The sequence below is a fragment of the Pseudomonas sp. PDM32 genome, assembly GCF_019219225.1.
GTDB classification, from domain to species: domain Bacteria; phylum Pseudomonadota; class Gammaproteobacteria; order Pseudomonadales; family Pseudomonadaceae; genus Aquipseudomonas; species Aquipseudomonas laurylsulfatiphila.
This window is the reverse complement of sequence record NZ_JAHUWE010000009.1, coordinates 1-14,459: the sequence shown is the minus strand read 5'-3', so window position 1 is coordinate 14,459 and position 14,459 is coordinate 1. Positions and strand designations below refer to the sequence as shown.

General features: G+C 59.4%; 12 protein-coding genes and 2 pseudogenes. 10 read left to right on the top strand and 4 right to left on the bottom strand.

Going from position 1 to position 14,459, the window contains the following annotated elements; genetic code table 11:
- Positions 1-63: 63 nt before the first annotated feature.
- The 3 genes from ttdB to KW846_RS17840 form a co-directional block, all read right to left on the bottom strand.
- Positions 64-672 carry a L(+)-tartrate dehydratase subunit beta gene (gene ttdB, locus KW846_RS17850; RefSeq protein ID WP_007972978.1) on the bottom strand — a complete coding sequence of 203 codons (609 nt, stop codon included), beginning with the start codon at positions 670-672 and terminating at the stop codon, positions 64-66.
- Entirely contained in the window at positions 669-1,568 is a 900-nt protein-coding gene (ttdA, locus tag KW846_RS17845; protein ID WP_218483899.1) for a L(+)-tartrate dehydratase subunit alpha, read from the bottom strand. The genes ttdB and ttdA overlap by 4 nt, the downstream gene beginning before the upstream one ends.
- 597 nt (positions 1,569-2,165) lie before the next feature.
- Positions 2,166-3,083, bottom strand: coding sequence for a LysR family transcriptional regulator (locus KW846_RS17840; protein WP_007972975.1), 918 nt, complete (start codon positions 3,081-3,083; stop codon positions 2,166-2,168).
- Between the two features lie 125 nt (positions 3,084-3,208).
- On the opposite strand from KW846_RS17840, the gene KW846_RS17835 reads away from it, so the two are divergent.
- From KW846_RS17835 to KW846_RS30495, 10 genes and pseudogenes are all read left to right on the top strand, one after another.
- Positions 3,209-3,967 (top strand): 5-oxoprolinase subunit PxpA, encoded by a 759-nt coding sequence (locus tag KW846_RS17835; protein WP_218483896.1) that lies wholly within the window; start codon positions 3,209-3,211, stop codon positions 3,965-3,967.
- Between the two features lie 92 nt (positions 3,968-4,059).
- Complete coding sequence (locus KW846_RS17830) at positions 4,060-4,305, top strand: acetyl-CoA carboxylase (RefSeq protein WP_218483894.1); 246 nt, start codon at positions 4,060-4,062, stop codon at positions 4,303-4,305.
- A 10-nt stretch (positions 4,306-4,315) separates the two neighbouring features.
- A complete protein-coding gene (locus tag KW846_RS17825) occupies positions 4,316-5,689 on the top strand; it encodes an acetyl-CoA carboxylase biotin carboxylase subunit (protein ID WP_218483892.1) in 1,374 nt (457 codons plus the stop codon).
- Positions 5,686-6,558, top strand: a complete 873-nt coding sequence (locus KW846_RS17820; protein ID WP_218483890.1) for an allophanate hydrolase subunit 1 — start codon at positions 5,686-5,688, stop codon at positions 6,556-6,558. The genes KW846_RS17825 and KW846_RS17820 overlap by 4 nt, the downstream gene beginning before the upstream one ends.
- Entirely contained in the window at positions 6,555-7,529 is a 975-nt protein-coding gene (locus tag KW846_RS17815; RefSeq protein WP_218483888.1) for a biotin-dependent carboxyltransferase family protein, read from the top strand. The genes KW846_RS17820 and KW846_RS17815 overlap by 4 nt, the downstream gene beginning before the upstream one ends.
- 111 nt (positions 7,530-7,640) lie before the next feature.
- Complete coding sequence (locus KW846_RS17810; protein ID WP_218483887.1) at positions 7,641-8,963, top strand: cytosine permease; 1,323 nt, start codon at positions 7,641-7,643, stop codon at positions 8,961-8,963.
- Positions 8,964-9,439: 476 nt separating this feature from the next.
- Positions 9,440-10,069: a LysE family translocator gene (locus KW846_RS17805; RefSeq protein WP_218483885.1), complete on the top strand. Its 630-nt coding sequence runs from the start codon at positions 9,440-9,442 to the stop codon at positions 10,067-10,069.
- A 172-nt stretch (positions 10,070-10,241) separates the two neighbouring features.
- Positions 10,242-11,696 carry a DUF1254 domain-containing protein gene (locus KW846_RS17800; protein ID WP_218483883.1) on the top strand — a complete coding sequence of 485 codons (1,455 nt, stop codon included), beginning with the start codon at positions 10,242-10,244 and terminating at the stop codon, positions 11,694-11,696.
- Between the two features lie 48 nt (positions 11,697-11,744).
- A complete protein-coding gene (locus KW846_RS17795; protein WP_218483881.1) occupies positions 11,745-13,238 on the top strand; it encodes a DUF1254 domain-containing protein in 1,494 nt (497 codons plus the stop codon).
- Between the two features lie 68 nt (positions 13,239-13,306).
- Positions 13,307-13,939: pseudogene (locus KW846_RS30495) on the top strand (GlxA family transcriptional regulator); the annotation flags it as partial.
- 194 nt (positions 13,940-14,133) lie between these two features.
- On the opposite strand, the pseudogene KW846_RS17785 reads toward KW846_RS30495, so the two are convergent.
- Positions 14,134-14,459, bottom strand: a pseudogene (locus KW846_RS17785) (glucose-6-phosphate isomerase); the annotation flags it as partial.

The window sequence follows — 14,459 nt, the reverse complement described above, 5'->3', positions numbered from 1 at the left end:
GCAAGCTCCCTCGCCACAGGTGATCTGTTCGTACTTAAGTGAACAGAATCACTCACCCGCGGATCATTTAATGAAGCGTACCTGGGCGTTGATCTTCTCGATGATCGACCCTTTGCGCTCGTTGAAGCGCACCTTGTTCTGTTCGAAGAGGTTGTTGCCCTTGGTGTCGATGGAAATGATCAGCGGGCCGAACTCGCGTACCCGGTTCACCCAAAGGGTTTCCGGCATGCCCAGGTCCTGCCACTCGGCGCGCTCGATTTCCTCCACCTTGGTGGCGGCCAATACCGCGCAACCACCCGGGAACACCGCATGCACCGCCTTGTTTTCCAGGCAGCCAGCGGTTGTTTCAGGCCCCATGCCGCCTTTGCCGATGATCAGTTTGACCCCGGTTTGTTCGATAAACTGCTTCTCGAATTTTTCCATGCGCATGCTGGTGGTCGGCCCGATGGACACCATCTCGAAGTTGCCATCATCTTTCTTGCGCACAATGGGGCCGGCATGGAAAATCGCGCCACCGCGCAGGTCTACCGGCAGCTCGCGCTTGAGCTCGATCAGGCGACGGTGCGCCACATCACGGCAGGTCACCAGTTGGCCTGTGAGGTACACCACGTCACCGACGTTCAGACCGGCCAGGTCCTCGTCCTTGATAGGGGTATTAAGGACTTTGATCACAGTACTACTCCTTCATGGGAGAGGATGTCGTAGGACAGGTCGGCGTTGATGCGGATCTTGCCGCGCCGATGCGCCCAGCAACCGGTGGACACGGCCACGCCAATGGTGGAAGGGTGACGCGCCGATGACTCGATGTTCACCCCCATCACACTGCTGTTACCGGTCAGGCCCTGTGGGCCGATGCCCACCTCGTTCAACCCTTGCTCCAGCAATTGCTCCATGAGTGCCGCGCTTTCGTTCGGGTGGCTGGAGTCCACCGGGCGCAGAATCGCCCGCTTGGACAAACGGGCAGCCGTCTCCACCGACGTCGAGACGCCCACGCCAACCAACAGTGGCGGGCAGGCATTGACGCCGCGCGACGTAATGACGTCAAAGACAAACTCGGTGATGCCTTCATAACCCTGACCGGGCATCAACACCTTCGCCGAGCCAGGCAACGTGCAACCGCCACCGGCCATGTACACATCGATCAATGCATAGTCGGCATCCGGAATGATCTCCCAGTCCAGCCACGGAATCTTCGAGCCAGTGTTGGTGCCGGTGTTCTTCTCAATAAAGGTCTCCACTGCGTTATGGCGCAGGGGACCCTTGATGGTGGCCTCGCGCGTGGCGTTTTCGAGGATGCTCTCCAGCTCGCCCAACAGCGGGAACCGGGCGCCAGCGCTGATGAAGTACTGAATCACCCCGGTGTCCTGACAGCTGGGCCGATCCAGCTTGTCGGCGTAGTCCTGGTTCTCGGCCATGGAGTCATAGACAGCAATGGCCAATGGATTGGTTTCCGCTGCGCGCAACTGGGCAGTCTTTTTCTTCACGTCGGTGGGCAGGCGCTTGCCGATATAGGCCGTGAACTTGGCCATCACATCAGTCAGCGAATCAACGGCTGAGTCTTTATCCACTTTGATTTCCTCACTGCATCTCAAGGCTTGTTTTTTTGTTTGGAGCTTTTGGTTGTGCAAAAGGACGCCGGCATGCCCAAGGGGCAATTCCATATGAAAGATGTGGTTAAGGCGCTGAATTAAAATTATCAGCTGAGCTAAAAGGATTGAATGGGGTCGTGGTTATTACACTGTTTACTTAAAGTTAATTATCGTGAGTGAAGTCGAGAGACGGATTGCTGGGTTGGAAAGACGCGTGAAATGGCTTTGGACGAGGGATGTCAATCGGGAATGGGGGAGTAGGTGAGAACCGGGCATCTCAACAGTGGGTATCGATTTTGATGGATTGCATTTGATCGGAGACGGACGACGGCTCAGGGGTGTGAGGTGTTGCGAGTAGGTCAGGAGGGGATGGCTTCTTCGGTTTTATTCCATGAAGCATTGCGGGTGGCCTGAATGGCTGCCACTGGCTGCTTTCTGCCTGTGGCGGCCGGCTGAAAACGACCGGTCATTCGTGACGGGCAGAAAACGGCCAAAATCTTCCCGTCACAACAGACCGGAAATGGCCCAAAGCTCTCATCGTAAGTCCACAAAAGGAGGGCATGGTTTTCGCTGATTTCAGCGTCGCGCAGACAGCTGTTGCGGCGCCAGAAATGCATCGTGGAAATAGTTACGAAACGCCTGCATCGCCGGGCTGAATTCGCGCTCGCGATGCCACGCCAGTCCGACACTCATCGGCGTCACCTTGTCGGTGACTGTCAGGGTTTCGATGCGTTTTCCTTCCAGTGACCAGGGGCGGTGCACCAGGTCCGAGAGGATTGCCACGCCGCTGCCATTGGCGACCATGCTGCGCACCGCTTCGACTGAACTGGTACGCACCCGCACGTTTGGCTGCTGATGCGCATGTTCCCAGTAGCGCATGGCGCTTTGTTCGGCTTCGTCGACGGTCAGCAGGATGTAGGGCTCTTTCGCGACGTCGGCGAGGCTGACGGCCGAGCGTTCGCATAGCGGATGATGGCTGGGCAACCAGAGCCGACGCTCGGAGTTGAAGAGGATTTCCGAGACGATGTCCGGGTGCGTCAGGTTCGCGGTCAGCACCACTGCCATGTCGAACCGACCCTCCAGCAGGCCTTCCTCGATGGCCGTGCGCTCCTGTTCGTGGACCTCGATTGCCACGTCCGGGTGCCAGTGTTCAAGGCGTTGCAGGTGGTGCGGCAGGAAGTACCCGATCACCGTGTAACTCGCTGCCAATCGCAACAGGCCACTGGCGCGAATGTCCGGCAGCGGGCTGTTCAACGCGTCATCGACGCTGCGCAGAATCACATAGGCACGATTGAGAAAGTGCCGACCGGCATCGGTCAGGCTCATGCCCTGGGCCGAGCGCTGGAACAACAGTGTGCCGAGAATCCCCTCCAGTTCCTTGATCGCGGTGGTCACCGCCGACTGGGAAATATTCAAATGAATCGCGGCTTGCGAGATTTGCCCGATTTCGGCCGTAGCGACGAAATAGCGGACCTGGCGCAGGGTCAGTGACATGAAAACTCCGGACGACGAGGTATCTGTTTTTCAGAAGATGACCCATCTGATAATAGATCTTCCCAAGGGGGTGGCTGGAATTTAACGTGGTCTGCATGAAGTCACAAGCGTCAGGAGCAAGCGTCATGCAGGCAATAGATTTCAACTCGGACATGGGCGAAGGCTTCGGTCCATGGACCATCGGCGACGGCGTCGACAATGAACTGATGGCCTTCATCAGCTCGGCCAACATCGCCACCGGTTTTCATGCCGGCGATCCCGGCACCATGCGTCGCACGATCGAACGGGCGAAAAGCCTGGGCGTGGCCATCGGCGCGCATCCAGGGTTTCGCGACCTGGTCGGTTTTGGCCGCCGACATATCAATGCCCCGGCGCAGGAACTGGTCGACGACATGCTTTACCAGTTGGGTGCCTTGCGTGAACTCGCCCGGGTTCAAGGCGTGGCGCTGCAACACATCAAACCCCATGGCGCGTTGTACATGCACCTGGCCCGGGACGAGGAAGCCGCCCGTTTGCTGGTGGAGAACCTGCAGCGCCTGGAGCCTGAGTTGCTGCTGTATTGCATGCCCGACTCGGTGATCTGGCGCGTCGCCAAAGAGCTGGGGCAACCGGTGATTCGCGAGTTCTATGCCGACCGCGAATACGACTTGAGCGGCTCCATCGTCTTCACCCGCAACGTGCGCGCCTACGACCCGGCCCAGGTGGCCGCGCGTGTGCTGCGGGCCTGCCAGGAAGGTGTGGTGCGCACAGTCGAAGGTGAAGACCTGGCGATTGAATTCGACTCCATTTGTTTGCACAGCGACACCCCTGGTGCTCTGTCGTTGGTTGAGGCCACACGCAGAGCACTGGATAACGCCGGGATCAAGGTTCGCGCTCCGCGCTGAAGCTGGACGAATGACCCGGCACACAGACGCCAGGGATTGAATACCGACTCATTTTTGCCTGCCTTTCTACAACTATTCCAAAAGGAACAGACATGGCCGAACACACTGTCATCACCCCATTGCCAGGTACCTTCTATCGCAAAGCCACACCTGAATCGGCGAACTACGTCGAGGTCGGCGCGCAAGTCAGCGCCGACACGGTGATTGGCCTGATCGAGGTCATGAAGCAGTTTTCCGAACTGACCGCCGGGACGGCCGGTCGCCTCAGCGCCTTCCTGGTAGAAGACGGTGATCCGGTGGAGCCGGGTCAGGTCATCGCAACACTCGACGACGAGTGAGGGCACGATCATGACTCAAGGCATTCGTAAATTACTGATCGCCAACCGCGGCGAGATTGCCGTGCGGATTATCCGTGCCGCCAGGGAGCTGGGGATTCCCACCGTTGCTGCATGCAGCGAAGCGGACGTCGATTCCCGGGCGGCGCGCATGGCCGACGAGGTGCACATTCTCGGCCCGGCCCGTGCCGATAAAAGTTACCTGAACGTCGAGGCATTGCTCGGTGCCCTTAAAGCTACGGGCGCCAACGCGGTCCATCCGGGATATGGGTTTCTCTCGGAGAACGCCGATTTCGCCGAAGCGGTGCTCGCGGCCGGTGCGATTTTCGTTGGACCAAGCCCCGATACCATCCGCCGCATGGGCGACAAGGCCGAGGCGCGGCGTACTGCGCAGGAGGCCGGCGTACCGGTGGTGCCGGGTTCGCCCGGTGAACTGTTCGACGTCGCGTCGGCGCTCGAGGCGGCCGAATCGGTCGGCTATCCACTGTTGATCAAGGCTTCGGCCGGTGGCGGCGGGCGCGGTATTCGGCTGGCGGAAAACGCCGAGCAACTGAGCGAAGAATTTCCCCGTTCCCAGCGCGAGGCACAGGCAGCATTCGGCAACGGCGCGGTGTATCTGGAGCGGTTTATCAGCCGTGCCCGGCACATCGAAGTACAGGTGTTGGGCGATGGACAGCACGCCGTGCATTTGTTCGAGCGCGAATGTTCGCTGCAACGACGTCGGCAGAAGATCTTTGAAGAAGCACCGTCGCCGGCCCTCGATCCGCAGCAGCGCGAGACGCTTTGCGCCAGCGCCGTACGCCTGGCCGAGTCGCTGGGCTACAAGGGCGCCGGCACCCTGGAATACCTGTACGACGATGCCACCGGCGAGTTTTTCTTTATCGAGATGAACACGCGGATTCAGGTTGAGCACCCGGTCAGCGAGCTGATCACCGGTATTGACCTGGTTCAGGCCATGTTGCGCATTGCCGGTGGTGAGCCGCTGGGCTTCAAGCAAAGCGACATCCAGCTCCAAGGTGCCGCGTTGCAAATGCGCCTGAATGCCGAGGACCCGGCACGGGATTTCTTCCCCAGCCCCGGTCTGGTCGAATCGTTGATCTGGCCGCAAGGCAAGGGCGTTCGCGTTGACACCCATCTCTATCAAGGTTACCGCGTGCCGCCGTACTATGACTCGCTGCTGGCCAAGCTGATTGTCCATGGCTGTGATCGTGCCGAGGCCCTGGCTCGCGCACGGGTGGCAGTAGAGCAAACCACGCTCACCGGCATGGCCAACACCTTGGCGTTGCACGGAGAATTGCTGGAACAACCGTGGCTGCACAGCGCCGACTTTCACACCGGCACCCTGGAAACCTGGCTGGCCGAGCGCCGCAGCGGAGGTGAAGCATGAGTACTCCCATCCGCTACAGCTTTGGCGCCGATGAGCATTTGTTTGCCGAAGTCAGCGACAGCATGTCCCTGGACGCGTTCTTCAAAGGATTGGCCGTCACCCGCGCCGTGGAACGGCTGGCGCTGGATGGCGTGCTCGATATCTGCCTGGCCAACGCCTCATTCCAGATTCGTTTCGACCCGGATCGCATCGCCCCTCACACCTTGCTCGAAGCGGTAAAAATCGCCGAGGCCGGAGCCGTTGCCGAGCGCACTTTGCAGACGCGGATTATCGAGATTCCGGTGCTCTACAACGATCCCTGGACCCACGAAACCCTGATGCGTTTTCGCGACCGCCATCAAGACCCGAGCGCCACGGACCTGGAATACGCCGCACGAATCAACGGTCTGGCCGACGTCGATGCATTCATCGCGGCCCACAGTGGCGCGCCGTGGTTTGTCTCGATGGTCGGCTTCGTTGCCGGGCTGCCGTTCATGTTCCAGATGGTCGAGCGCGAGCGTCAGTTGCAGGTGCCCAAGTACCTGCGCCCGCGCACCGACACACCGAAATTGACCCTTGGTCACGGCGGTTGCTTTGGTTGCATTTACTCGGTGCGCGGCGCCGGCGGTTATCAGATGTTTGGCGTCACGCCCGCGCCGATCTACGACCCGCAACAGAACCTCGCGTACCTGCAAGAACACATGGTGTTTTTCCGTCCAGGCGACATCGTGCAGTTCAAACCGATGGACCGTGAAGCCTACGACCACGCGGTGGCCGAAGTGGAAGCCGGTTGTTTTGATCTGCGGATTCGGCCGGTGGAGTTTTCGCTGGACGCGTTCCTCGCCGATCCCGTTGGCTATCCCAAGTCGTTGCAGGAGGTGTTGGCATGATCAAGGTCCTCAAACCCGGCCTCGCCACTTCGGTACAAGACCTGGGCCGCGAAGGGTATTACCACTTGGGCATTCCGCCATCCGGCGCGCTGGATCAATACGCCTTGAGCGCGGCCAATCAACTGGTCGGCAACCCGGCAGGTTTGGCGGCGCTGGAATGCACGCTGCTCGGGCCTGAGTTGGAGTTTCAGCAGGATGCATTGGTGGCGGTCAGCGGCGCGCACATGACGCCACGGGTCGATGGCGTGGAAATGCACCACGACACCGCGTTCATGGTGAAAGCCGGGCAAGTACTGCGCTTTGACTTTCCCAAGGCCGGTGCTCGTGCCTACGTGGCGGTGGCTGGCGGCATTGATGTGCCGGTGGTGCTCGGCAGTCGCTCCACCTATGCGCTGGGCGCGCTCGGCGGTTTTCAGGGGCGACGCCTGATTGCAGGCGACGAATTGCCGGTGGGCATCGCCAGTGGCAGGAGCCGCGCCGGGGCCAGTTTGCCCATGGCCTTACGGCAATCATTGGGTGGCGAAATCACCCTGCGGGTGGTGCCCGGCTTGTACTACCACCGCTTGACCGAATCGGCGGCGAAGAGCTTTTTCGCCGAGCCGTGGACGGTCGGTTCGGAAGCCGACCGCATCGGCTATCGCTTCAAGGGCGGTAGTGCGCTGAGCTTTCAGCCCCGGGAGCAGCCGTTCGGTGCCGGTTCTGATCCGTCGAACATCGTCGACAGTTGCTACCCGATCGGTTCGATCCAGGTGCCCGCCGGGCTCGAACCCATCGTGCTGCACCGTGATGCGGTGTCCGGCGGCGGCTACGCGATGATTGGCACGGTTATCAGCGCCGACCTCGATTTGATCGGCCAGATGCAACCCAACCAGAAGGCCCGCTTTGTCGCGGTAACCCTCGAAGAGGCGCTGGAAGCGCGACGTTCCTATAAGAAAAAACTCAGCTGCCTGAGCAAGCTGTTCCCTTCCTGATTCTGCCCGCCGTCTAGCGCGGGCCATGCCAAACGGTACGCCAACGCCGCACTTCGGCGTGGTGACGGCTGCCCGCGCTTCAACCTTTGACTGGTTTTGGAGTTCACGCATATGGCTGCTTTATCGCAATCGAGTCAAACCGGGCAAGACCCGGCGCATCATCCTGTTCCCACCGAAGCGCGCATGGGTCGACTGTCCCTGACCATGGCCTGGTGGGCGGTGTGCAGTGCAATGTTTTACATCGTGGTGGGTGCTTCATTGGCGTTGTCGTTCGGTGCGCGCAATGCGCTGATCGGCATGGTCCTGTCGGTGATCAGTTATGGACTGGTCAACAGCGTGCTCAGCCGCTTTGCGATTCGCAGCGGTTTGTCGGTGGCGTTGTTTTCACGGCTGTTGTTCGGCAGCACCGGGGCGTGCCTGGCGACATTGATTTTCTTCTCGACCGCGATCTATTACGCGGTGTTTGAAGGTTCGGTGATCGCCGTCGCGCTCAATCACCTGTACCCGGAACTGGTCTATCCGCTGGCGGCATTGGTGGTGGTGCTCTACAGCGTGCCGATGATCCTGGGCAGCGTGCAGCACTGGCTGGACAAGCTCAACGGTGTGTTGCTGCCGGTGTATCTCGGTGGTTTGCTGGTGGCGGTGGGGCTATCGATCAGCCGTTATGGCTACCAGCCGCAATGGCTGGATTTCGGCCCGGCAACGCCTGGTGCATTCGGCTGGTGGGATTGTTTTGTCGCCTACATGGGCGTCTGGGTGTTGATGCTGTTCACCTTCGACTATGCGCGTTTCGGCAAGCCTGAAGACGCCGAGTACCACGGTCGCTGGAACTTCGGCATGCCGTTCTACGCGGTGACGTTTCTGCTCAACGGCGCGGCGGGTATTTACCTGGTCAGCAGCATTCCCCACGAAGGCGCGCTGAACGAAGTCTCGGTGGTGATGGCGATTTTGCAGTTGATGGGCCTGTGGGGATTGCTGTTTGTCTGGGCCACACAAACCCGGATCAACACCGCCAACTATTACTTGGCAACCCTGAACATGCAGGCGTTCTTTGGTCGAATTGGCCTTCGCGGTTCGTACCTGATGTGGGCAGTGGCGGTGGGGGTGATCGTCTACGGCTTGATGCTCGCAGACGTGTTTGCCTACCTCCTCAAGGCGTTGGCCTATCAGGGGATTTTCGTGGTGGCCTGGGTGGGTGTGGCGTTGGCGCAGATTGTCTACGGACGCAGTGACGTGGCAGCGCTCGAACGGGTGGTCGCGTTTAACCCGGTGGGCTTGACGGCCTGGTTTGGCGCCGCCGCATTGGGTCTTGCGTTGATGTTTTCCGGCGGCGGCCTGAGCAGCTTTTCCGCGCCATCTACCGTGATAGTTGCATTTGCCTTGCAAGCCGGCTTATCCCATCGAAGCCGGTTGCGGTTAGGGTTGGCGGAGTAGAGTTTAGCAGTCACTCATCCCGTACCAGCCTGCTCTAACAAGGTAGAGCGGGCAATGGGAAGCTCATTACAAATTCGCTGATGGGTTTCCAGTGACTGTTTCTGGCCGTTTTCTGCCTTTGGTGACCGGCTGAAAACGGCCGAGGGTGTGTAAAAACGTTTTTGAGCGCGACAGGTACTCAAAGCTGGACTGGAAATCGCGCTTCTACGCGAAATCCACATCTGCTGACGTGTCGATAAATTTCAGATTTAACGTAGATGCGCCCACTTCAATTTTGGCGAAGCGTTTTTACACACTCTGGGCCAAGAGCAGACGCTCTCCCAAGGGCTGTTTTTGACTTTGTTTTCAACCAGTCGACATGTTTTCAGATTCTTTTTTTTCATGCCTGACTGTTATGGCCAAATCAACCCTCACTGTACCTGCGTCTGCCTAATCACCACCGGTTAGCATAACTTCTTCCCGAAGGACGTATTTTTATGCCGGACACCACTAATCTCTACCTTTTCGTTGTTGCAGCCTTGCTGTTGCTGATAGTGCCTGGCCCTAACATGGCTATCGTCACCAGTCATGCAGTTGCCCACGGCTGGCGCGCGGGTATCGCCGCAGCTCTGGGAATAACCCTGGCCGATGTGCTGATGACCATCATTGTCAGTACGGGGCTTGGCGCACTGGTAATGAGTTGGGCTCCTGCATTTGACCTGCTGCGGTGGGCAGGCGCTTGTTATCTAATGTGGTTGGCCTGGCAAGCATTGAGGGCTCCTCCTGTGGATACAGATGCTCAAGCAACACAGGCTTCGATGCGCAAGATTTTTGTCAGAGCCACGCTCAACAGCCTGTTGAACCCCAAAGCGCTGTTGTTCTTCATGGTATTCCTACCGCAGTTCGTGAGCGTGGGTGTAAGCAGCGTTACCTCACAGTTGATATTCTTGGGATTATTGCTTGCGCTGATCGCACTGATTTTCCATTCCCTGCTCGGATTCTTCAGCGGTCGACTGCATGGTCGTTTCCGCGAGGGCCTATTTTCCAAACGCCTTGGCACTTATAGCTTTGCTGTGGTGATGACGGCTCTGGCAGTACGTTTGCTAATGCTCAACCGGTCGGTTTAAAGGCTCGAAGCACATCAGTTTGGCATAAACTTTCTTGCGGACAGCAGCGGCGAACAACATGACTTAGTTCACGGCTCTTCTTGGTCGAATCATATTCGTCTGGTAGTTTCTCTAGATGTGATTCCAAGTAAGAACACATCTTTGTAAAACTCCCAAGCAAGGAAGCACCTTCATGAAAAAGACTCCTCTTTTCTCCCTTTGCCTGCTCGCAACGGCGATGTTGCTCGGCGCGACTGCCGTGCAGGCGCAGAGTGAGCCGGTGGCTCAGGTGTCCGGGCCTGAGGCCGATGTGAAGGTGACCGAAACCTATGTGCGCATGATGGCGCGCGAAGCCTATTTCTGGGGTTGGCCGATGGCCAACATCTATAACCGGCGGCTGAAGTTCAAGGATCTGCCGCAAGCCGGCCTGATGGGCGGCATCGTGCCCGTGGCGCCGATCAATCATCTGTCGATGCTCACCGATTACATCTCGCCGGGTGAACGCCTGGTGGCCTGCCCGAACCAGGACGTGGTCTACGGCGCCGGCAGCATCGCGCTGGATCTGGAGCCGGTGGTGTTGCAGGTACCGGATTTCGGCGACCGGTTCTGGGTGTATCAGGTCGTGGACCTGCGCTCCGACAGCTTCGCCGAATTGGGCAAGATGTACGGCACCAAACCCGGTTTCTACCTGCTGGTGGGCCCGGACTGGAACGGCAAGGTGCCTGAGGGCATCACCCAGGTTTTCCGCGCCAAGACCAACACCGGTTTCGTGATTCCACGGGTGTTCCAGGACGATACAACCGAGGATCGCAAGGCGATTCAACAGTACTTGTCCGGCATCGATATGTACCCGGTGTCCAAGTACGACGGTAAGCTCAAGCAGCGTGACTGGAGCAAGTCGCCGAAATTCCCGGCAGAAGCGGCAGGCGCCGAAGAAACCCGCTGGGTGCTACCGGAAAAATTCTTCGATGAACTGCCGGCACTCCTCAAGGACGCCAAGCCATTGCCCGGCGAAGAAGCACGCTATGCGCAGTTGTCGGTACTGGCACAGATCGCCCAGCGTGATCCGGTGCTTAAAAAGGCCATGATCGACGAGGCGCAAAAGTCTGATGTCGAAGTGGTCAAGCCGCTGTTGCAGTTCCGCAACTATGGCAAGCAGTTGCCCAATCACTGGAGCACTATCGACAACGGCGCAGCGTTCGGCACCGACTACTTCCTGCGCACCGCGGTGGCCCGCTCGAACATCTTCGTCAACAAGCAGATCGAGACCAAGTACTTCTACCAGGACCTGGATCAGTCCGGCACGCGCCTCAATGGCGGCCAGCGCTACAGCGTGACCTTCCCTAAAGATGCCTTGCCGCCGGTCAAGGGTTTCTGGTCGCTGACTTTGTATAACGAACAGCACTTCTTCGCGGATAACCCGCTGGGCCGTTATTCCCTGGGCACCAAGAACAAATCGCTCAAGCCCAATGCCGACGGCTCGCTGACGCTGTACGTGCAGAGCGAATCCCCGGGTGCCGACAAGGAAAGCAACTGGCTGCCCGCGCCCAAGGGCGCCGACTTCTCCCTCTACGTACGCGCCTATTGGCCTGAAGCCGCCGCGATGAACGGCCAGTGGACGCCGCCGGCGGTGGTCAAGCTCAACTGAAAACAGTGCCCCTATTTATCTTCAAACTGCGCCACATAAGGACATCCCATGAGCAGCTTGCGTAACACCCTGACCGCCCTGGCAGTGGCGGTCTCCCTGAGCGGCGTCGCCGATGCCGCCACGCGGTACGAAGAGCTGGCCAACCAGCCCTTCGAAAACGGTTTCCCGACCGAGGCCACCGCACGCAGCATGATCGACGAGCTGATTTTCCAGCGTGCCGTGCAGTCGTATCTCTGGTCGTTGCCGGCCATCAACATCTGGTCGATGAAGGAGGCGTCGGAGAAACAATTCGGCGCCGGCTACAACATCCTGCCGACCTGGAAAAAGCGCATCAACGCCAAGACCTTGGTGACCACGCCGAACTCCGACCTGGTCTACGCAATGAGCTATCTGGACCTGGCGAAGTACGGTCCGCTGGTGGTCGAAGCACCGCCCGGCGTGCAGGGCATGTTCGACGACTTCTTCCAGCGGCCGATTGTCGGTCCGACCATTGACGGCAAGACCTGGCGCGGCGACGTCGGCCTGGCCGGCCCGGACAAGGGCAAGGGCGGCACCTATGTGCTGCTGCCGCCTGGCTACACCGGCCCGGAACCCACTGAGGGCTACGTCTACCGCTCGCGCACCAACAACGTGTTCCTGTTCTGGCGCACCTTCTTCAAGGACCCGAAAGACCTGAGCGTGCCGGTGGCCGAAGTCGAGCGCACCAAGATCTATCCGTTGGGCAAGAAGGATTCGGCGCTGCCGATGCAGTTCCCCGATGCCACCGGTGCCCCGATCAACATGCTGTTCCCCGAGGACGGCCGTTACTTCGACCTGCTGTCGCGCTTCATTGAAGCCGAAGCGGTCGACCCGGCGGACATGGACATGCGCGGCTTCCTGCACACCATCGGCATCGAAAAGGGCAAGGTCTTCGCCCCGGATGCCGAGCGGCGCAAGCTGCTGGATGAGGCGGCACGCACCGCGTTCAAGATGAGCAAGGTGGTCACCAGTCATCTGCTGATGAAAGAGCCGGGCGGCCTGTACTACACGGATCGCCAGTACGTGAACACCTTCGCCGGGGAAAACACCGAGTTCCAGTCCAGCGGCACGTTCACCAACCTTGAACAGCGTGTGGCGTTCTTCACCTCTGCCTACTCGGACAGCCCGGGCATGGTGATGAACATGGTCGGCGCCGGCGCCAAATATCCCGCCACCACCCGCGATGCCGACGGCAAGTTCCTCGACGGCGCCCACACCTACAAGCTCAACCTGCCCGCCAATGTGCCGGCAGCGTTGTTCTGGTCGGTGACGGCCTACGACAACCTGACCGCCTCGGGCCTGGACAACGGCCAGCCGTTCCCGTCGCTCAACCAGATGGACAAACCGGCGCAGAACAGCGATGGCTCGACCGACCTCTACTTCGGCCCCGAATCACCGGGTACGGGCAAGAACTGGATTCGTACCGTACCGGGCAAAGGCTTCCTGGTAATCGTGCGTTTGTATGGTCCCAAGCAAGCGTTTTTCGACCAGAGCTGGAAGCCCAGTGATTTGATCAAACAGTAACGATGAGCTGCCTTGCCCCGTTGCAAAGCGGGGCAGGGCGAACGGCTGGCACTTGGAGTGTCTAGGCCGGAGGGCAGGTCGCGGCGTCGTGCTGTGCGGTATTAGTGTTGCAGGCGGCGAACCTGCTCGCAGGACGCTGCGTGACCACCTCTTGGTGGATGGCGCCTCTACTCCAGCAGTGGGCGCCGGACTGCAAGGTAGATGCAGACCGAATGGTGATCCTCGACCCGCCGCTGGTGACGGCGGGTGCTGCGTTAGGTCAAAGCGATCTGATGTTGCAGCTGCTGCGCAACCGTTTCTCCCCGGCATTGGCCGATGCGGTTGCACGGACGCTACTGATCGATGGTCGGCAACTGCAATCGCCCTTCATGGTTCCTGCCATGATGGCTCAGGGAAATGAATTGATCGCGCAACTGGCGGCCCACATCGAAGCCTCGCTTCCGGTGGTCATCGGCGTCAGGGCACTGGCATCCGACTTTGGCTTGTCAGAGCGAACCTTGTCTCGACACATCCACAAGGCCACCGGCCACAGTCCGTTGCGGCTGATCCAGCGGGTCCAGGCCAATAAGGCCAGGGAGCTGCTGGTTAACAGCAAATACTCAGTGGACACCATCGCCGAACGCGTCGGATACCGAGATGCCACTTCCCTGCGGCGACTGATGAAAAAAATGCTCAACGCAACACCACGGCAACTGCGTTAACCGGTGCCGATCTGTATCCATTTCAATTGTCCGATTTGAAGGGGGAGTCAGACAGTTCAGTTTGCTTTAGCCGTCGCAGAACAACGCCAGGTAATGACGTGATACTGATAGTCCGCTATTGGACGATTGATGTCTGCCACGAGGGGGGACAAACGACCCACGGCGGCCGGTCAGCTTCAGCAGATTTCGACAGATTACCCGCGGTGCCGACCGCGGAAGTAGTTGATCAGCCCTTGAGTCGAGGCGTCCTCGGCCGGGGTTTCTTCACTGCCGACCAGGCGGTTGTAGACGCCCTTGCCCAGCTCTTTGCCCAGCTCCACGCCCCACTGGTCGAAGGCATTGATGCCCCAGATGACGCTTTGCACGAAGACTTTGTGTTCGTACATCGCCACCAGTGCGCCGAGGCGACGCGGGCTGATGCGCTCGACCACCAGGGTGTTGCTCGGACGATTGCCCGGGATCACCTTGTGCGGCGCGAGTTTGTGTACGTCGGCTTCGCTCATGCCTTTGTCGCGCAGCT